Origin of the sequence: Marinobacter sp., from assembly GCF_048266785.1 — a bacterium.
Classification (GTDB): domain Bacteria; phylum Pseudomonadota; class Gammaproteobacteria; order Pseudomonadales; family Oleiphilaceae; genus Marinobacter.
Genome location: NZ_JBLWYX010000005.1, coordinates 194,901 through 213,856 on the forward strand (window position 1 = coordinate 194,901; position 18,956 = coordinate 213,856).

Sequence of the window (18,956 nt, forward strand, 5' to 3'; positions counted from 1 at the left end):
GGAGCCGAAATGATCGAGTCACCACTGCTGGAAAAGCTGACTGGCTACATCGGCGGTCGCTGGACTGACAACGAACAGGGCAACACCTTTGATGTTTACAACCCGGCAACGGGTGAGGTGATTGCACAGGTTGCCTCCATGCCTGAAGGCGAAGTGAAAGCGGCGGTCGAGGCGGGTAAGTCTGCGCTTCGCCTGACAAACCCCTACTCCATCGAAACCCGCAGAAAATGGCTGGAAGATATCCGCGATGCGCTCAGGGAAAACAAGGAAGAAGTCGGTCGGATTCTTTGCCTGGAACATGGCAAGCCGCTGAATGAAGCTCAGGGCGAGGTAGATTACGCTGCCGGCTTTTTTGATTACTGCTCCAAACATATCCAGGCGCTGGATGCTCACACGCTGCCGGAAACCCCCAAGGATTGCAACTGGACGGTGCACTATCGGCCAGTCGGTGTTACTGCTCTGATCACGCCCTGGAACTTCCCCATTGGCATGATCGCCAAAAAGCTCTCTGCCGCCCTGGCAGCGGGCTGCCCTTCTGTGATCAAACCGGCCAGCGAAACGCCGTTGACCATGATTGCGTTGTTCACGCTCATGGATAAGCACGTGGATCTGCCAGATGGCATGGTGAACCTGGTCATGGGCAAAGCCAGCGTGATCGGCAAGGTGTTGTGTGAAAGTCCGGATGTGCCCATGCTGAGCTTTACCGGCTCCACTGAAGTGGGCCGAAAGTTGGTTGTGGATACTGCAGATCAGATCAAGAAACTGGCCCTGGAACTGGGCGGTAATGCGCCGTTTATTGTGTTTGACGACGCCGACCTGGACGCTGCCGCCGATAACCTGATAGCCAACAAGTTTCGTGGTGGCGGGCAGACCTGTGTCTGTGCAAACCGGGTCTTTGTTCACGAAAAGGTGATGGATGCCTTTGGCAAAAAGCTCGCAGAGCGCGTGAATAAAATGACCGTGGGTGATGGTATTGCAGGCGATGTCGACATTGGGCCACTGATCAACAAAGCGGGTTTCGACAAGGTAAGGTGCCACCTGGAGGATGCTCTTAACAAAGGCGCATCGTTGATTGCCGGTAAGCAGCCTGGTGATCTGGGCGACGGTCATCTGTTCTTCCCGCCGACGGTTGTCTCCGGCGTAACGAGGGATATGTGCTGCTATCGGGAAGAAACCTTCGGGCCGCTGGTTCCGATGGCAAGCTTTCAAACGGAAGACGAAGTGATCGACGCCGGCAACGATACCGAATTTGGTCTGGCCTCCTACGTGTTCACCGCGGATGCAGAGCGCGCCCAGCGGGTTGCTGCCGGCCTCAGGTTTGGCCATGTAGGCTGGAATACGGGCACAGGGCCTACGCCTGAAGCGCCGTTTGGCGGTATGAAAGCTTCCGGCACAGGTCGCGAGGGCGGGCATGAGGGATTGTTCGAGTTTGTTGAGGCCCAGACGGTGCCCCGCGGGTTCTGATCTCTTCGCTGTGCTGGAAAAGAAGGCGAGCCACGGCTCGCCTTCTTTGTTTTCAGGGCAGGAAAGCAGGCGCCCATCACAGCTGATATACTTCCGACCTGTTCATTTAACCAGTAGCGAAAGTGTTCCCTATGGATGTCTCCCACATTATTGATTCCCTGAATGATGCCCAGCGTGAGGCGGTTACGGCACAGAACGACCATCTGCTGGTGCTGGCCGGTGCCGGCAGTGGTAAAACCCGGGTGCTGGTCCACCGGATTGCCTGGCTGATGCAGGTGGATCGGGTTCCGCCTACAGGGATTCTGGCGGTCACCTTTACCAACAAGGCCGCTAAAGAGATGCGCTACCGCATCGAAGAGATGATGAGCATTCCCTCGCGCGGCCTTTGGTTTGGCACATTCCACGGCATTGCCCACCGGCTGCTTAGGGCGCACTGGAAGGATGCCGGGCTACCGGAGAACTTTCAGGTGCTGGACAGCGATGATCAGCTCCGCATGGTGAAGCGGGTGATGCGGGAGGCGCAGATTGATGAGAGCCAATTCCCGCCCAGGCAAGCCCAGTGGTTTATCAGCAGCCAGAAAGACGAAGGCTTGCGGGCCGACCATATTCAGGAAAACCTGGGGGATCACTTCACTTCCACCATGCTGAAGGTGTACCGCCGCTACGAGCAGCTTTGCCAACAGAGCGGATTGGTGGATTTTGGCGAGTTGCTGCTGCGCTCCCACGAATTGTGGCTACATCGGCCGGAGCTGCTGGCCCATTACCAACAGCGGTTTCAGCATATTCTGGTGGACGAGTTTCAGGATACCAACACCATCCAGTACGCCTGGCTGCAGGTGTTGGCCAGTAACCGTGTTCCGCTGACGGTGGTGGGCGATGACGATCAGTCCATCTACGGCTGGCGTGGCGCAAAAATCGAGAACATCCAGCAGTACCAGCGTGACTTTCCCAACGCCCGGCTGGTGCGACTGGAGCAGAACTACCGTTCCACACAGCTGATTCTGAAAGCCGCCAACTCCGTAATTGCCAACAACCAGGGCCGGCTCGGCAAGGAACTCTGGACGGATGGCGTGGAAGGCGAGCCCATCAGCCTGTATGCCGCATTCAACGAGCAGGATGAAGCCAACTACATCGCTGACAGCATCTCCAGCTGGGTTGATGAGGGCAATCTGCGCAGCGAGTCCGCCATCCTGTACCGCTCCAACGCCCAGTCCCGGGTGCTGGAAGAGTCGCTAATGCGCCAGGGTATTCCTTATCGGGTCTATGGCGGCCTGCGCTTTTATGATCGCCAGGAAATCCGCAATGCGTTGGCTTATCTGCGGCTGGTGCATTATCGCCGGGATGATGCCGCTTTCGAACGGGTGGTGAACGTGCCGACCCGGGGTATCGGGGCCAAAAGCCTGGCGGAGCTGCGTGAATACGCAAGCAACCAGAACGTGTCCCTGTGGGAGTCAGCTGAGCGTTTGCTGGAGGCCGGGCAGGTGAAAGGCCGGGCGAAAACCGGGCTGCAAAAATTTATTGATATCATTGAAGAATTGTCCGCCATAGCAGAGGACGCGTCGCTCCACGGCCTTATGAAGGAAACGATCGAAGCCAGCGGCCTGAAGGACTACCACGCCAGCGAAAAGGGCGAAAAAGCACAGGCCAAAGTTGAGAACCTGGAGGAGCTGGTTAACGCTCTTGCAGACTTTCAAGTGGAAGAAGGCGTTGATCCGCTCTCGGAATTTATTGCCCAGGCAGCATTGGATGCCGGCGAATCCCAGGCCGGAGATCACGAAGACAGCGTACAGCTGATGACCTTGCACTCCGCCAAAGGCCTGGAGTTCCCGCTGGTGTTTCTGGCCGGCGTGGAAGAGGGGCTATTCCCCCACAGCATGTCTCTGGAAGAGCCAGGGCGCATGGAGGAAGAACGGCGGCTGGCCTATGTGGGCATCACTCGGGCCATGAAAAAGCTGGTGATTACTTACGCCGAGTCCCGCCGACTGTATGGACAGGAGAAGTTCCACGCGCTCTCACGGTTTGTGCGGGAGATCCCCAGCGACTGCCTGCAAGAAGTGCGCTTACGCAATACGGTAACCCGCCCGGCGATGGCCCAGCGGCCAAACGAAGGTTTGTTCAGTCAGGACTCTGCAAAGCAGTCCGGCTTCAGCCTGGGGCAAAGAGTTCGGCACCCGAAGTTTGGGGAAGGTGTTGTTCTGAATGCCGAAGGCAGCGGGCACCACACCCGAGTGCAGGTAAACTTTGATGAAGGTGCCAAGTGGTTAGTGCTGGCCTATGCGCCTCTGGAGGCCTGCTAGGGTTTCGGAGGGGCAGAGGCTGGGTAAGACTTTTCAAAACACGCTCCTTGCGGCACATCCATGTGACGCTTGGGCTCCGCCATCCATGGCTCCGTACAGTTTTGAAAAGTCTTACCCAGCCTCCGCTTCCGGCGCTGTGCCAGTCCTTTCCTACATCAGCACTGCGTAAATAACCCCAGCTAAGACTATCCGATAGATAACATAAGGCCACATGCCAACCGTGTTCAACCACTTCAGGAAGAAGTGGATCGCAGTAATAGCCATCAGGAACGACGTTACCCCGCCAATCAGAAAACCACTCCAGTCCACAATGACATCCGAGGTCGCTACTTCCAGCAACTTCACGGCCGCGGCCAGCACAATGATGGGAATGGCCAGCAGAAACGAAAACCGGGAAGCGGTTTCACGGCTCATACCCAGGAACAGGCCAGCAGTAATGGTGACACCGGACCGGGAGGTGCCGGGCACCAAGGCCAATGCCTGTGCTATCCCCACCAGCAGGGCATCTTTCCAGTTCAGGGAATCCAGGGTGCGCTGACGTTTGGGCAGCCAGTCGGCAAGCCCCAGCAGCAGGCCAAAAATCAGGGTGGTGAAGAAAATGACTTCCACCGCCCGCAGTTCATTGTCGATCATGTCCAGCAAGGCCAGACCGGCCAGGCCGGCCGGGATGGTGCCGATCACCAGATACCAGGCCAGTGCGCCCTGGCCGGTTATTTTGCGCTGGGCGACGGAGATCAGCCCGTCTCTGGCGATACCGAATACGTCGCGCCGGAAGTAGAGCACCACCGCCAGCAGAGTGCCAATGTGAACCGATAGATCAAAGCCTACGCCCTGATCGGCCCAGCCGAAAAACGCAGGGGTCAGGATCAGGTGGGCAGAGCTGGAGATGGGCAGGAATTCGGTCAGTCCCTGGAGGAGACCAAGGAAAAGAGCTTGGTAAAAATCCATTCTTTGGGTTCCGTTCGGGTCAGAAGTTCACGGTTCAAGGCGATGAAAAGATGGGCGGGATATTAGCAGGATGGTCGTTGGCTTAACAGTTCTCCGGCCCGCCAAAAAAGCGCGCGCCGGAGAGCAGTGGGTTATGCCGGGAATTTGTCCCGGGTGTTGTTGGCAATGCGCACCAGCACCAGCATCAGCGGCACTTCCACCAGTACGCCCACCACAGTTGCCAGGGCAGCACCGGATTGCAGGCCAAACAGTGCAATAGCCGCAGCCACGGCCAGCTCAAAGAAGTTGCTGGCGCCGATCATGGCACCGGGTGCCGCAATGCAGTGGCGCACTTTCCATAGCCGGGCCCAGCCGTAGGCCAGAAAGAAGATCAGGAAGGTCTGGATGATCAGCGGCACGGCAATCAGCACAATGTGTAGTGGGTTGTTCAGGATCACCTCACCCTGGAAGGCAAACAGCAGCACCAAGGTAATAATCAGTGCCGCTGGCGTTACCGGGCCAAGGCGCGTCATAAATACGTCGTCGTACCAGCGTTCCCCGTTGCGGGCAATCAGGGTTCGGCGGGTCAGGTAGCCGGCAGTGAGCGGTATCACGATGTACAGAACCACGGACAAGAGCACGGTATCCCAGGGCACCTGGATGTCGGAGATGCCGAGCAGGAAAACCACGATGGGTGCGAAAGCAAACAGCATGATGATGTCGTTCAGCGACACTTGCACCAGGGTATAGGCAGCATCACCTTTGGTCAGGTAACTCCACACAAACACCATGGCTGTGCAGGGCGCAGCGCCCAGAAGAATAGCGCCAGCCAGGTATTCACTGGCCAATTGCGGTGCAATAAACGGTTCAAACACCACCATCAGGAAGAACCAGGCGATGGCGAACATGGTGAACGGCTTGATCAGCCAGTTCACGACGGTGGTAATGGCCAGACCTTTCGGCTCTTTTCTCACGTTCACGATGGCGCTGAAATCAATCTGCGCCATCATCGGGAAAATCATTGCCCAGATCAGGATGGCGATAGGGATAGACACCTGGGCGTATTCGAAGCGGGACAGTGTCTCTGGCACCACCGGCGCAAGCTGGCCCAGGGCCACGCCGGCGACAATAGCCAAGGCCACCCAGACCGACAGGTATCTCCCGAACAGATCCATGCCGCCGCTGGTGCCTTCAGTTCTGGCGGTTTCTGTATTGCTGGTCATTGCTTACCCCAAAGCTTCTTGATGTCTGCATTGAGTACGACAGCCAGGTCGGTAACAGGATTGCGTTATCCTGGTGTCTTTACTTTGTAACGTTCCATGCCTATTATCGCTAAAAATGCATATATGGCAAATCGAATATACGGCAGTGTGAATAGCGGAAGACTCTATGAAAAGAAGCGTTCTGCAGCAAAAAGAAGCCGGCCTGAAACCGGCAGACTACGATCCGGTGACTATTTTCAAGGCCCTGAGTGATGAGTTGCGGCTGGCGGCACTTTTGTTGATCCGGGATCAGAACAAACTGTGTGTGTGCGAACTGACCGAGGCCTTTGAGGTGTCCCAGCCTAAAGTCAGCCGTCACCTGGCCATTCTGCGGGATTTGGGGCTGGTGGAAACGGAACGTCGTGGCCAGTGGGTCTATTATTATCTTAACCCCCGGCTCCCGGCCTGGGTGTCTCGGGTTCTGGAGGAAACCGCTCAGAACAATGGGGCATTGATCGAAACGCCCCTGGCACAGCTGCAGGCCATGGCTGAGCGCCCGGGCGAACAGTGCCCCTGATCATTAATCGGACACACGGAGTGCCAATCTCGCAAGGAGACCGCCATGAACAAGATCAAAGTAGGCATTAACGGATTTGGCCGCATTGGCCGCCTGGCACTGAGGGCTTCCTGGGGCTGGCCGGAACTGGAATTTGTGGCCATCAATGATCCCGGGGCAGACACCCATACCCTGGCACACCTGCTGAACTTCGACAGTGTTCACGGTCCCTGGAGCCATGAAGCTTTGGCCAGTGGTGGTGAGATGGTGATCGAAGGCAAGCGCATCACGGTTACCCACAACAAGGCGATTGGTGACACCGACTGGTCCGGCTGCGACGTGGTGATTGAAGCCAGTGGGGTCAACAAGAAGGTGGCGGTGCTGCAGGCATATCTGGATCAGGGCGTGAAACGCGTCGTGGCTACCGCGCCGGTGAAGGAAATTGGGGCCAAGAACATCGTATTGGGTGTCAATGAGCATATTTTCGATCCGGCCAATGACCGCATCCTTACCGCAGCTTCGTGCACAACCAACTGTCTGGCGCCCGTGGTCAAGGTCATTCACGAGAAGCTCGGTATCAAACATGGCTCTATCACCACTATTCACAGCCTGACCAATACCCAGACCATTCTCGACGCACCCCACAAGGACTTGCGCCGGGCGCGTGCCTGCGGCAGCTCGCTGATTCCCACCAGCACCGGTTCTGCCACGGCGATTATCGAGATTTTCCCGGAGTTGAAAGGGCGACTGGATGGCCATGCAGTGCGGATACCGCTCACCAACGCCTCGCTGACCGACTGTGTGTTTGAAGTGGAAGCGCCAACAGATCGCGACACCGTGAACCGGCTTTTGAAAGAAGCCGCCGAGGGCGAACTGAAGGATATTCTGGGCTATGAAGAACGCCCGCTGGTGTCCATCGACTACAAGACCGACCCGCGCTCCTCCATCATCGATGCCCTGTCCACGCTGGTGGTCAACGGCACACAGGTAAAGATCTACGCCTGGTATGACAACGAATGGGGTTACGCCAACCGGACTGCAGAACTGGTGCGCAAGGTAGGTTCTGCCTGATATGACAGCTGCCATCCGTCAGTATCTGGTGATCACCGGCAATTACTGGGCATTCACCCTGACGGACGGCGCCCTGCGCATGCTGGTGGTGCTGCATTTCCACCAGTTGGGTTATTCGCCCCTGGAAATCGCCCTGTTGTTCATCTTTTACGAGTTTTTCGGGGTGGTGACCAACCTGCTGGGCGGCTACCTGGGTGCCCGCATGGGCCTGAATCGCACCATGAATATAGGGCTGTTCCTGCAGATTGCGGCGCTGGCCATGCTGGCAGTGCCGGCAGCCATGCTGACTGTACCCTGGGTGATGGCGGCTCAGGCTTTGTCCGGCATTGCCAAGGATCTGAACAAGATGTCCGCCAAGAGCGGCATCAAATTGCTGGTGCCGGATGAGCAACAGAGCACTCTGTACCAGTGGGTGGCCATTCTGACCGGGTCGAAGAATACCCTCAAAGGCGTGGGTTTTTTCCTTGGCGGTGTATTGCTGATGTCGGTCGGTTTTACCGGCGCGGTGCTCATCATGGCGGCGGCTCTCGGGTTGGTGTGGCTGGCCAGTTTGTTTCTGCTCAAGCAGGCGCTTGGCAAGAGCAAAGCCAAGCCGAAGTTCCGCGAGATCCTGTCAAAAAGCCGCGCCATCAACGTGCTGTCCGCCGCCCGCATGTTCCTGTTCGGCGCCCGGGATGTCTGGTTTGTGGTGGCTCTGCCGGTGTATCTGCACACGGTATTTGGCTGGGATTTCTGGAAAGTCGGGGGCTTTATGGCCACCTGGGTTATTGGCTATGGTTTTATCCAGACCTTTGCGCCCCGGATTACCGGCAACCTGGAAAGCAAACAGCCGGCGGTGTTCTGGGCCGCTGCTCTGGCACTGATTCCCGCTGCCATTGCTCTTGGCCTGATGGCGGGTTGGCCGCCGCAAGTTGTGGTCATCGGTGGTCTGCTGCTGTTTGGCGTCTTGTTTGCCATTAACTCTTCTCTGCACAGCTACTTGATCGTCAGTTATGCCCGGGGCGATGGTGTGTCGCTGGATGTGGGCTTCTATTACATGTCCAACGCTGCGGGTCGGTTACTGGGGACGATCTTGTCCGGCTGGGTCTATCAGGTTTACGGCCTGGAAGCCTGCTTGTGGATTTCTGCGGGACTTGTGGCCATGGCTTCGCTGCTATCGTTGATGCTTCCCCAAAGGCATGAAACCCTGGCCTGACAGCGGGGAATGCGTCAGAAGCGCAGCACCAGACCGGCACCCTCTTCAACCTGGAGATAGCCGCTGTTGCGATATCTGAGCTCGCAGTCGTCGGAAGCAAAGCCTGGCGCCAATGCGATTAACTGCCTGAAGTTCATGGGTTTCGGGTCTCTGTTGTCGCGTTCTGGCCAGATTGAACGCTATGGTGTCACCATTACAGATACGGGCGACCTTGCCAACAGGCGGAGATCATCCAATTGAGCGATGAGACAGATCAGAATGGAGGTGTTTCTTATGTCGGAGACCAACGTAGTCGTAATCACCGGTGCCAATCGCGGCATAGGTCTGGAGCTTGCCCGCCATTATGCCGGTAAAGGGCATGAAGTGATTGGCGTGTGTCGGCAATCGTCCGAAGAACTGGCAAGCGTGGCCGCGCAAGTAATCGAAGGGGTAGATGTCACCACCAATGAGGGCGTTGCAAAACTGAAGGCCGGACTGATGGGCAAAGACATCGGCCTGCTGATTAACAATGCCGGTCTGTTGCAGGATGAGCAGTTGGGTAGCATCGATTTCGATTCCATCCGCACTCAGATGGAAATCAACGCCTACGCACCGCTGCGTGTGGCCCAGGCACTCATCCCGTTGATGAGACCGGGCAGCAAGATCGCCAATATCACCAGCCGTATGGGCTCCATCGCGGATAACGATTCCGGGGGTCGATACGGCTATCGCGCCTCCAAGGCGGCATTGAATGCTTTCGGTAAATCCATGGCGATGGACTTGAAACCCGAGGGGATTGCCGTGGCTCAGCTACACCCTGGTTATGTTAAGACCCGCATGGTGAACTTTGGCGGCCTGATCACCCCGGAAGAGTCCGCCCGGGGACTGGCGGAACGCATTACCCAACTGAGTATGGAGAATACCGGCTCCTTCTGGCACAGCAACGGTGAGGCATTGCCGTGGTGAGCCGCTTTTGACCGGCCTTTTGCTGGAAAATGTCAGCGTTGGCGCCCTGAGTGACGTGTCACTGGCGGTGCCCGGCGGGCAGGTAGTTTGCTTGTCTGGCCCCTCCGGCAGTGGCAAGAGCCGCTTGCTACGAGCTGTAGCCGACCTGGAACCCCACGGTGGCGCGATTTCCCACAATGGCGCCGACCAACTGGATATGCCCGCACACCAGTGGCGAAGCCGGGTTATTATGGTGCCGGCGGACAGCCAGTGGTGGTTTGATGACGTGGGTACTCACTTTCCCTATAAGGCCGGTGAAAACGTGCCCGAGGCACTGGGGTTTCCACCTGAGGTGATGGCTTGGTCGGTCAGTCGGTTGTCTTCCGGGGAGCGGCAGAGGCTGGCGCTATGGCGGGCTCTTGCGTTGCAACCTCAGGCGTTGTTATTGGACGAGCCTACTGCCAACCTCGATGGCGAGGCCACGAGAGCCATTGAAACCTGGCTGCTCGAAGAAATCCGGCGGCGGCAGCTCGCTACCCTATGGGTGGCCCATGACCCGGCCCAGATTCAACGTGTGGCCAACGCCCATTACCGTATTCACGGAGCCCGACTGGAGCCTGTTCATGGAAGTGATTGATCTGGCCTGGTGGAAGCTCGGGCTGGCGGCCTTGCTGGTGCTGGCTCTGGCGGCGACGGGCCATTTGAGCCGGCTTGGTATCACCCGCAGCCTGTTGATTGCCGCCATAAGGACGGTGATCCAACTGGCCCTGATCGGGCTGGTGCTGGAAGCCTTGTTTGCGTCTTCTGCGTTTTATTGGATTGCCCTGCTGGCCGTGATCATGCTGCTGGTGGCAGGCCGGGAAGTGGTCGCTCGCCAGAGCAGGCGGCTTCGAGGCTGGTGGGCCTTCGGCATCGGCACCGGGGCCATGTTTGTATCGTCCTTTACGGTCACGGTGCTGGCCTTGACGGTGGTGATCGGCCCGGAACCCTGGTATGCCCCGCAATACGCCATCCCCCTATTGGGCATGATGTTGGGTAATACCATGACCGGTGTCAGTCTGGCTCTGGACCGGTTGAATGAGTCCGTCTGGCGGCAGCGTGCGGTGATTGAAAACCGGTTGATGCTGGGACAAACCTGGCAGCAAGCTCTGGAAGACATTCGCCGGGAGGCCATGCGCAGCGGCATGATGCCGTCGATCAATGCCATGGCGGCGGCGGGTATTGTCAGCCTTCCCGGCATGATGACTGGTCAGATTCTGGCCGGTAGCCCGCCGGCGGTGGCGGTGAAATACCAGATTCTGGTGATGCTGATCATTACCGCCGGCACCGGTTTTGGTGCCCTGATGGCGGTATCCTGGGGTGGACGCCGCCTGTCCGACGAGCGCGAGCGACTGCGGCTGGACCGGCTGACAAAATCCTGATTATTGATGTTGCTCCGGCACTTCCCGAATACGCCCGTGCTCATCAATGGCCACGTATACGAACCGGCCTTCGGTTACCTTGCGTGGGTTTTTGGCCGTACGGTCAAGAGTCCACACTTCCACATGGATTTTCATGGAGCTGCGGCCGATGTCTACCAGCTCGCAGTAACAGCCGACCTGTGATCCAACCCGCAGAGGTGAGAGAAACTCCATCCCATCCATGGCCACGGTAGCGTTGCGGCCCAAGGAAATACGGCCGGCCATCGTAGCTGCAGCGATATCCATCTGCTTGACTAGCCAGCCTGCGAACACATCACCATTCGCATTGGTGTCTTGGGGCAGAGGAACAATCTGAAGGATCAGGTCGCCGTGGGGTTTGGGTTTGTCGTCATCGTACGCCGTCATGAAGATTGCCTTTTTATAAATCTCTGGAATTATTTTCTTAGCATGGTAACGACCTGTCACACCGCTGCAAGTTTATTTGCGGCTTCTGCTCACTATTTCAAAAGGTGTAATAAAGCTGTCACACAAAAACTCTAGTCTTCACTCATCAGTAAACCGGTGCTGTACACAACATAAGTGACTGACGGAGATTCAACGTGATTAAACCGAATAAAGCTTTTGCTATCGCTGCATTAACTGGCGGGTTATCTCTGGTTTCCGCCCCGGCCCTGGCTCGTGACACCGTAAACGTTGTGGGCTCTTCAACGGTTTACCCCTTCGCAACGGTTGTTGCAGAGCGCTTCGGCCGAAATACCGATTTCCCCACGCCCAAGCTGGAATCAACGGGCTCTGGCGGCGGTTTCAAGTTGTTCTGTGCGGGTATTGGTACCCAGCACCCGGACATAACTAACGCCTCCCGCCGGATGAAATCCAGCGAGTTTGAAATGTGCCAGCGCAATGGTGTAAAAGCCATCACCGAAGTGAAAATCGGCGCAGATGGCATTGTCATTGCTAACTCCAGGGAAGCGGACCAGATGAACCTGAGCCTGCGTCAGGTGTTTCTGGCTCTGGCCAAGGACGTTCCGGATCCCAAAGGCGGTGACAAGCTGGTCGCTAACCCTTACGAAAAGTGGAGCGATATCGACGCCAGCTTGCCGAACAAAGAAATCAGTGTGATGGGGCCACCTCCCACTTCTGGCACCCGTGACGCCTTCGTAGAAATTGCGATGGAAGGGGGTTGTAAGACGTTTGATTTCATCAAAGCGATGGAAAAGAAAGAAATGCGCGGTGTTTGCCACAATATGCGTGAAGACGGCGCGTTCGTTGAGGCCGGCGAAAACGATAATTTGATCGTTCAACGTCTTGCTCAGGACAAGGATACTCTGGGCATCTTCGGTTACAGCTTCCTGATGGAAAACAGTGGTGAAATCCAAGCCTCGACCATTAATGGTGTGGAGCCAACGCCAGACACCATCGCCGATGAAGAATACCCAGTAGCTCGCTCCCTGTTTTTCTACATCAAGAATGCCCACGTTGGTGTGGTTCCGGGCATAGCGGAGTATGCACAGGAATTCACCACTGAGGGCGCCTGGGGCGACAACGGCTATCTCGTGGATGTAGGGCTGATCCCTAATCCCCGTAATGTGCGGATGCAAGTGGCGAAAGCCGTCAAGGAACTCAAGCCAATGACGGGCGATGAGCTTTAGCACCCGAACGGGTAAGGCGCAGGGGCAATGAACCGAGGAGATGATAATGCAGACAGCTGATTTATTGCCCCTGGTTTTGGTGCTTGCCACGGTGGCTTACGGGTTCGCTTATATGCGCTCCCGAGCTGTGGCAGTGCCGCTGGGGGGCATCCGCAATCTCAAGGCTCTGCCGGTTTACTATGCCGCCAGAGCCGCACTCTGGTGTGCGCTCCCGGCGCTGATTATTCTGGGAGCTTGGGCGGCGTTTGAGGGTAAGGTCATTCAGGACATGGTGATGGCCTCCTTGCCCCCAGAGCTTGCCCCGCAATCGGAAGGACGCGCCAGCCTGACGCTTTCCCAGATCAGCAATCTGGCCGCCGGCAAACTGGATCCTGCCATGGTTCCGGATGGCATATCTGGTGCAGCGGCTTTGCTGCAAGAGCTGCGCGAGCAAAGCAGCCGCTTCAAGACGCTTCTGGTGGTTCTGATTGCCGTTCTTGGCGGTACCTATGCCTGGACACGGGTTGCACCGCACATCAACGCCCGCAAGAGCGTGGAGCGTACGCTGCAGCGCCTGTTTTTTGTATGTGCTGCCGTTGCAATACTTACGACGATCGGCATCGTTTTCTCGGTTATTTTTGAAACTGTCCGCTTCTTTGGCAAAGTGCCGATGAGCGAGTTTCTGTTTGGCACCAGTTGGAGCCCGCAAACCGCACTGCGGGCGGATCAGGTAGGTTCTGAGGGCGCGTTCGGCATTATTCCGTTATTTACCGGCACTCTGATGATTTCCGCCATTGCCCTGCTGATTGCTGTACCGGTTGGCCTGTTGTCGGCCGTGTACCTTTCCGAGTACGCCAGCCGGCCGGTTCGCGCGGTGGTCAAACCCCTGCTGGAAATGCTGGCGGGCGTGCCCACCGTGGTTTATGGCTTTTTTGCAGCGCTCACCGTAGCGCCGTTCATCCGTGATCTGGCTCTTATGCTTGGCCTTGAGGCCTCGTCCCAGAGTGCGCTGGCGGCGGGGCTGGTGATGGGTATCATGATCATCCCGTTTGTGTCATCGCTGTCGGACGACGTGATCAACGCGGTTCCGCGCACCCTTCGGGATGGCTCCCTGGCGCTGGGCGCCACCCAGTCTGAAACCATGAAGAACGTGATTTTCCCGGCGGCGCTGCCCGGCATTATGGGCGGCATCCTGCTCGCGGCATCCCGGGCAATTGGCGAAACCATGATTGTGGTTATGGCCGCCGGCCTGGCTGCAAACCTGACCGCCAATCCTCTGGATTCGGTGACCACCGTAACGGTACAGATTGTCACCCTGCTCACTGGTGACCAGGAATTCGACAGCGCCAAGACGCTGGCTGCATTCGCACTGGGCATGATGCTCTTCATCGTAACGCTGCTGCTGAACGTGATCGCATTGAAAGTTGTGCGTAAATACAGGGAACAATATGACTAACCCAGGCTCACAGGCGGAGCTTGTCCGCCGCTCACTCAAGCGTCGCTATCGCAAGGAACGTCGCTTCCGCTTTTATGGCATAGCCGCTATTTCGATTGCGTTGTTCTCGCTGGTGATCCTGTTTACCGACATTGTCAGCAAGGGGTACACAGGCTTCATTAAAACCACGGTTACCCTTGAGGTGCACCTGGATGGGGACCTGATGTACCTGAACGACGCCTCGGATCCGGAGCAGGTCGCCATGGCGGACTTTCAGGCGCCTATCATCAAGGCCTTGCAAGGGTATTTCCCACAGGCTACGAGCCGGGCGGATAAGCGTGAGCTCAGCCGGATGACAGGCAGCTACGCCAGCAATCAGGTGCGTGATCTGCTGACGGAGAATCCGGATTGGCTGGGCAGCACTCGCACCATTGAGTTTCCGGCCCACGATACTGTGTCGGTTTACGTAAAGCATGAGGGCGACCCCGGGTACTCCATACGCCTGACAGAACAGCAGCAGCGTTGGACGGATGAGCTACTCAGTAAAGGCGTGATCAATACCGGGTTTAACGATGTGTTTTTCACCAGTGGCGACTCCCGGGAGCCTTCTAACGCCGGCATTCTCGGCGCTTTGGTCGGCTCTTTGCTGACCATGGGCATCACCCTGGTCATCGCCTTCCCGGTGGGTGTAGCCGCGGCGGTTTATCTTGAGGAGTTTGCGCCCAGTAACCGCCTTACGGACTTTATTGAGGTCAACATCAACAACCTTGCTGCGGTGCCCTCCATCATCTTTGGGTTGCTCGGGCTGGCGGTGTTTATCGGCCTGTTCGGTATGCCCCGGTCGGTGCCGGTAGTGGGTGGCCTGGTGCTGGCGCTGATGACACTGCCCACCATCATTATCTCAAGCCGTGCGGCGATCAAGAGTGTGCCGCCGTCGATCCGCGAGGCTGCAGAGGGTATAGGCGCTTCAAAAATGCAGGTGGTACTGCATCACGTGTTGCCCCTGGCCATGCCCGGTATGCTGACCGGTTCCATTATCGGCATGGCGCAGGCTCTGGGCGAAACTGCGCCTTTGTTGCTGATTGGCATGGTGGCCTTCATTGTCGAGATTCCAGACGGGTTCTTCAGTTCAGCCACCGTATTACCTGTGCAGATTTTCATCTGGGCTGGCAGTGCTGAGCAGGGCTTCGTAGAGCTTGCTTCAGCCGGCATTATGGTATTGCTCGCCTTCCTGATCACCATGAATGCGTTCGCCATCTGGCTGCGCAAGCGTCTTGAGCGCCGTTGGTAAAGAGGCAACATTTATGAGCACTATTTCCAGCACTACTATTGGCACTATCTCCAGCACCATGAATCCAACAGCCATCAAAGAGTCAGATATGCCTGAAGCAGACCCGAAAAAAGCTCCGATTGAGCGCCCGGCAGATACGGTGATTGAAGAAGGCAAAACCGTCGGTATTCCGTTTTCGGATGATCCCAAATTCCAGCTGCGGAATGTGGAAGTGTTTTACGGTGAAACTCCGGCCATCAAAAACATCAGCCTGGATATCGTCCGCAACGAGGTTATTGCGTTTATCGGGCCTTCGGGATGTGGCAAATCAACCTTTTTGCGCTGCCTGAACCGGATGAACGACAGCATTGATAGCTGTCGGATTAAAGGTTCGCTGCAACTGGATGGGCAGGATATTTATGACCCCAAGCGTGACGTGGTGGAGCTGCGCGCCCGTGTGGGCATGGTATTCCAGAAGCCCAACCCGTTCCCGAAATCCATCTACGATAACGTTGCCTACGGCCCTCGTATTCATGGCCTGGCCAACCGCAAGTCGGATCTGGACGATATTGTGGAAAACAGCCTGCGCAAGGCGGGCCTGTGGAACGAGGCCAAGGATCGCCTTGATGCCATGGCCACCGGCATGTCTGGCGGCCAGCAACAGCGGCTGTGTATCGCAAGGGCCATTGCCGTCAGCCCGGAAGTGGTGCTGATGGATGAGCCTTGTTCGGCGTTGGATCCCATTGCGACAGCGCGGATTGAGGAGCTGATTGCCGAGCTGTCCGAGAGTTACACCATTGTGATCGTGACCCACTCGATGCAGCAGGCCGCGCGGGTTTCCAACCGCACCGCCTACTTCCACCTGGGGCATCTTGTGGAAGTAAACGACACGAGCAAGGTATTTACCATGCCGGAACATGAACTGACGGAATCCTACATTACCGGTCGTTTTGGCTGATCCGGGTGCAAAGAACAGGGGAGAGAAACACGATGGCTGCGAAAAAAGACGACGTATACGGAGATCACATTTCTAACCGATTCAACGATGAGCTTCTGGCCCTGAAAACCCGTTTCCTGAAAATGGGCGGCCTGGTGGAAACCCAGATCGACAGTGCCGTGAGGGCGTTAATTGACGGGGATGGGTATTTGGCAGAAGAAATCCGGGCCAAAGACAAGATGGTAGACCGGATGGAGATGGATATTGATGAGGAAGCCATGCTCATCATCGCCCGTCGCCAGCCCACCGCCCGGGACCTGCGGCTGGTGATTTCGGTAATTCGGATGGTGGCGGATCTGGAACGGGTGGGCGACGAAGCCAAAAAAATTGCCAAGTTTGCGATCAAGCTCACCGAGGAAGGACAGGCGCCCCAGGGCTATGTGGAAGTGCGCAATATCGGCGCCCATGTGATGGGCATGCTCCACGACTCGCTGGATGCCTTTGCGAGGCTGGATTCCGAACAGGCTCTGCGAGTAATGAAGGAAGACAAACGGGTGGATGAGGAATATCAGGCTGCCGCCCGCACGCTGCTTACCTTCATGATGGAAGATCCCCGTAATATCCCCCGCTGTATGTCGGTGATGTGGGTTTTGCGGGCGCTGGAGCGGGTAGGCGATCACGCCTGCAACATTGCAGAGAACGTGATCTTCATGGTCAAAGGTGAAGACGTCCGCCACACACCGATGGAAGAAGCGGAGCGGGTTGTGGGACGTTAAGCCCCACTTTACCCATGCGCCGGGCTACCTCAGCCCTGCTTCATTTTGTCGGTATAAGGCGGCCAACCGAACGGCTTGCCAGCCAGCAGGTGAAGGTGAATGTGGAACACAGTCTGGCCGGAGTTTTCGCCGCAGTTCATCACGGTGCGGTAGCCGTCGTCTGCAAAGCCCATCTCTTTTGCGAGCTTGGCCGCTACCCAGTAAAGGTGGCCAACCAGCTCGCGATCCATCTCTTCGATGTCATTAATGGTCGCGATCATTTTTTTCGGGATGATCAGCAAGTGCACCGGCGCCTGGGGATTGATATCGCGAAAAGCCAGACTGATATCGTCTTCATAAACGATATCCGCCGGGATTTCGCGGTTGATGATTTTGGTGAAAATGGTTTCGGACATTTTGGCTTCCTTTTATCTCTGGTTGCTCTTTATTGTTGCTCGCTGATCATTGCTGTTCAGACACTTAAGTCTGGCTCAGACCAGGCAGCCGGGCTGCTAACTGCCTGATGAAAGCCGGCAGCTCATCGTCGATTCCCATGGCATAGCTTGCCACGCGGTTACGGGCAAAGGGTAGGGCGCGGGCTGTGCCCAGGCCGATGTTCCGGAGCAGGTGGATCGGTGGAATCCGGTTGCTGAACAGATGGTAGAAGGCGTCCATGGCAAACATCATGCGCCGGTTTGCCGGCCGCCGCTGTTGTTCATAGCTGGCCAGTACTGAGGCTTCGGCCAGATCTTTGCCTGCCCGCCTTGCCTCTTTCAGAATACTTTGCAGGCACTGTGCATCCTGAAAGCCAAGGTTTACGCCCTGTCCCGCCAGGGGGTTAATGGTATGGGCGGCGTCACCCACAAGTACAATGCGACCTGCCGAGTAGTGCTTCGCGTGCTGGCGGGCTATAGGAAAGCTGGCGCGGCCTTCAATGTGGGTAAGCTGCGGTAGTTCTGTCGGAAAACACTGCTGCGCCTTCGCCATTAGTGCGTCACTGCTCAAACTTTTCAGGCGGGTGATTTCTTCTGGCGAGTCGTACCACACCAGCGAAGCGCGGCTTTCTCCCGGGTGATCTGAACCTGCGCTGTATAACGGCAGGAAGGCTCTGGGGCCAGATGGATAAAATCCTTGCCAGGTGATGTCTTGCACCGGCCCCTGGTAACGCACGGAAATAACCATGGCCTGTTGGCCGTACTGGTTCCTGGTAACGCCGATGCCGGCCATGTCCCGCACCCGCGACTGCGCACCGTCGGCGCCAATAACCAGCGTGGCGGTCAGTTCCTCACCGCTCTCAAGCGCAACTCTGGCCTGCTCACCTGTCTGATTAATGCCAGTGACGCCATTGCCGGCCAGTATGGTAACCGAGGATTCTGCTTCCGCCGCATGCCAAAGGCCGTGCTGGGTTACTGAGTTTTCGACAATATGACCAAGGTGAGAGGTGTTCAGCCCGGCGGCATCGAACACCACCTGGTTTGACGTTTTCGGCAGCAGGTTGCTCAGGGGGTGTCGGGTTTCGTCCCACACTGCGAGTCGGCGATAGGGCGTTGCGCGCATGTTGAGGATGTGATCCCAGGAGCCCAGACTCTGCAGGTAACGCTCGCTGCCTGCGCTCAGGGCTGATACGCGAATATCGGGGGCCGAGCCCGGGTCGAATTTGGGCGCAGGGGCGCGATCAACCATCGCGACACTGAAGCCCTCCCGTCCGAGGCCGGTGGCAAGTGCGGCGCCGACCATGCCGGCGCCGACAATCACAATATCAAAAGCTTGAGTCATATCGGATTCCTGTCTGATACCCACAGTTTACGCGATGGCAAGGATCAGACAAGCGGCCGGAGGCAGAGATCTTCCTTTCCGACACCGTCGCCGGTATC

Annotated in this window: 19 protein-coding genes; 13 read left to right on the forward strand and 6 right to left on the reverse strand. The window is 57.0% G+C overall.

Features of this window, described 5'->3' with window-relative positions:
* The first annotated feature begins 9 nt into the window (after positions 1-9).
* Positions 10-1,464, forward strand: a complete 1,455-nt coding sequence (locus ACN0V1_RS09990) for an NAD-dependent succinate-semialdehyde dehydrogenase (RefSeq protein WP_417544850.1) — start codon at positions 10-12, stop codon at positions 1,462-1,464.
* Positions 1,465-1,595: 131 nt separating this feature from the next.
* Positions 1,596-3,761, forward strand: coding sequence for a DNA helicase II (gene uvrD / locus ACN0V1_RS09995; protein ID WP_417544851.1), 2,166 nt, complete (start codon positions 1,596-1,598; stop codon positions 3,759-3,761).
* 150 nt (positions 3,762-3,911) lie between these two features.
* Here uvrD and ACN0V1_RS10000 read toward each other — a convergent pair whose 3' ends face one another.
* A complete protein-coding gene (locus ACN0V1_RS10000; protein ID WP_417544852.1) occupies positions 3,912-4,709 on the reverse strand; it encodes an undecaprenyl-diphosphate phosphatase in 798 nt (265 codons plus the stop codon).
* A gap of 131 nt (positions 4,710-4,840) precedes the next feature.
* Entirely contained in the window at positions 4,841-5,911 is a 1,071-nt protein-coding gene (gene arsB, locus ACN0V1_RS10005; RefSeq protein ID WP_417544853.1) for an ACR3 family arsenite efflux transporter, read from the reverse strand.
* Between the two features lie 166 nt (positions 5,912-6,077).
* On the opposite strand from arsB, the gene ACN0V1_RS10010 reads away from it, so the two are divergent.
* The 3 genes from ACN0V1_RS10010 to arsJ are packed head-to-tail and all read left to right on the forward strand — an operon-like array spanning position 6,078 to position 8,712.
* Entirely contained in the window at positions 6,078-6,467 is a 390-nt protein-coding gene (locus ACN0V1_RS10010; protein WP_417544854.1) for a metalloregulator ArsR/SmtB family transcription factor, read from the forward strand.
* A gap of 45 nt (positions 6,468-6,512) precedes the next feature.
* The gene (locus ACN0V1_RS10015) at positions 6,513-7,517 is read left to right on the forward strand and encodes an ArsJ-associated glyceraldehyde-3-phosphate dehydrogenase (RefSeq protein ID WP_417544855.1); all 1,005 of its coding nucleotides are present in this window, start codon (positions 6,513-6,515) and stop codon (positions 7,515-7,517) included.
* A 1-nt stretch (position 7,518) separates the two neighbouring features.
* Complete coding sequence (gene arsJ / locus ACN0V1_RS10020; protein WP_417544856.1) at positions 7,519-8,712, forward strand: organoarsenical effux MFS transporter ArsJ; 1,194 nt, start codon at positions 7,519-7,521, stop codon at positions 8,710-8,712.
* A gap of 14 nt (positions 8,713-8,726) precedes the next feature.
* On the opposite strand, the gene ACN0V1_RS10025 is transcribed toward arsJ, so the two are convergent.
* Complete coding sequence (locus ACN0V1_RS10025) at positions 8,727-8,849, reverse strand: hypothetical protein (protein WP_417544857.1); 123 nt, start codon at positions 8,847-8,849, stop codon at positions 8,727-8,729.
* A 136-nt stretch (positions 8,850-8,985) separates the two neighbouring features.
* Between ACN0V1_RS10025 and ACN0V1_RS10030 the strand changes: the two genes are divergently transcribed.
* From ACN0V1_RS10030 to ACN0V1_RS10040, 3 genes are read left to right on the forward strand one after another with little or no spacing between them, the layout of a single operon-like run.
* Positions 8,986-9,657 (forward strand): SDR family oxidoreductase, encoded by a 672-nt coding sequence (locus tag ACN0V1_RS10030; RefSeq protein WP_417544858.1) that lies wholly within the window; start codon positions 8,986-8,988, stop codon positions 9,655-9,657.
* A 7-nt stretch (positions 9,658-9,664) separates the two neighbouring features.
* Entirely contained in the window at positions 9,665-10,273 is a 609-nt protein-coding gene (locus tag ACN0V1_RS10035; protein ID WP_417544859.1) for an ABC transporter ATP-binding protein, read from the forward strand.
* Entirely contained in the window at positions 10,260-11,057 is a 798-nt protein-coding gene (locus ACN0V1_RS10040) for an ABC transporter permease (protein ID WP_417544860.1), read from the forward strand. Before ACN0V1_RS10035 ends, ACN0V1_RS10040 begins: the two co-directional genes overlap by 14 nt.
* On the opposite strand, the gene ACN0V1_RS10045 is transcribed toward ACN0V1_RS10040, so the two are convergent.
* Positions 11,058-11,462 carry an acyl-CoA thioesterase gene (locus ACN0V1_RS10045; protein WP_417544861.1) on the reverse strand — a complete coding sequence of 135 codons (405 nt, stop codon included), beginning with the start codon at positions 11,460-11,462 and terminating at the stop codon, positions 11,058-11,060.
* Positions 11,463-11,656: 194 nt separating this feature from the next.
* Between ACN0V1_RS10045 and ACN0V1_RS10050 the strand changes: the two genes are divergently transcribed.
* The 5 genes from ACN0V1_RS10050 to phoU all read left to right on the forward strand — a co-directional run bounded on the left by ACN0V1_RS10050 (position 11,657) and on the right by phoU (position 17,103).
* The gene (locus ACN0V1_RS10050; protein WP_417544862.1) at positions 11,657-12,706 is read left to right on the forward strand and encodes a substrate-binding domain-containing protein; all 1,050 of its coding nucleotides are present in this window, start codon (positions 11,657-11,659) and stop codon (positions 12,704-12,706) included.
* A gap of 46 nt (positions 12,707-12,752) precedes the next feature.
* Complete coding sequence (pstC, locus tag ACN0V1_RS10055) at positions 12,753-14,141, forward strand: phosphate ABC transporter permease subunit PstC (RefSeq protein WP_417544863.1); 1,389 nt, start codon at positions 12,753-12,755, stop codon at positions 14,139-14,141.
* Positions 14,134-15,411, forward strand: coding sequence for a phosphate ABC transporter permease PstA (gene pstA, locus ACN0V1_RS10060; RefSeq protein ID WP_417544864.1), 1,278 nt, complete (start codon positions 14,134-14,136; stop codon positions 15,409-15,411). Before pstC ends, pstA begins: the two co-directional genes overlap by 8 nt.
* Before the next feature lie 88 nt (positions 15,412-15,499).
* Entirely contained in the window at positions 15,500-16,348 is an 849-nt protein-coding gene (gene pstB / locus ACN0V1_RS10065) for a phosphate ABC transporter ATP-binding protein PstB (protein WP_417544920.1), read from the forward strand.
* Between the two features lie 32 nt (positions 16,349-16,380).
* The gene (phoU, locus tag ACN0V1_RS10070; protein ID WP_417544865.1) at positions 16,381-17,103 is read left to right on the forward strand and encodes a phosphate signaling complex protein PhoU; all 723 of its coding nucleotides are present in this window, start codon (positions 16,381-16,383) and stop codon (positions 17,101-17,103) included.
* A gap of 29 nt (positions 17,104-17,132) precedes the next feature.
* On the opposite strand, the gene ACN0V1_RS10075 is transcribed toward phoU, so the two are convergent.
* Positions 17,133-17,498, reverse strand: a complete 366-nt coding sequence (locus tag ACN0V1_RS10075; RefSeq protein WP_417544866.1) for a histidine triad nucleotide-binding protein — start codon at positions 17,496-17,498, stop codon at positions 17,133-17,135.
* 64 nt (positions 17,499-17,562) lie between these two features.
* A complete protein-coding gene (locus ACN0V1_RS10080; RefSeq protein WP_417544867.1) occupies positions 17,563-18,858 on the reverse strand; it encodes an FAD-dependent monooxygenase in 1,296 nt (431 codons plus the stop codon).
* Positions 18,859-18,956: the final 98 nt, after the last annotated feature.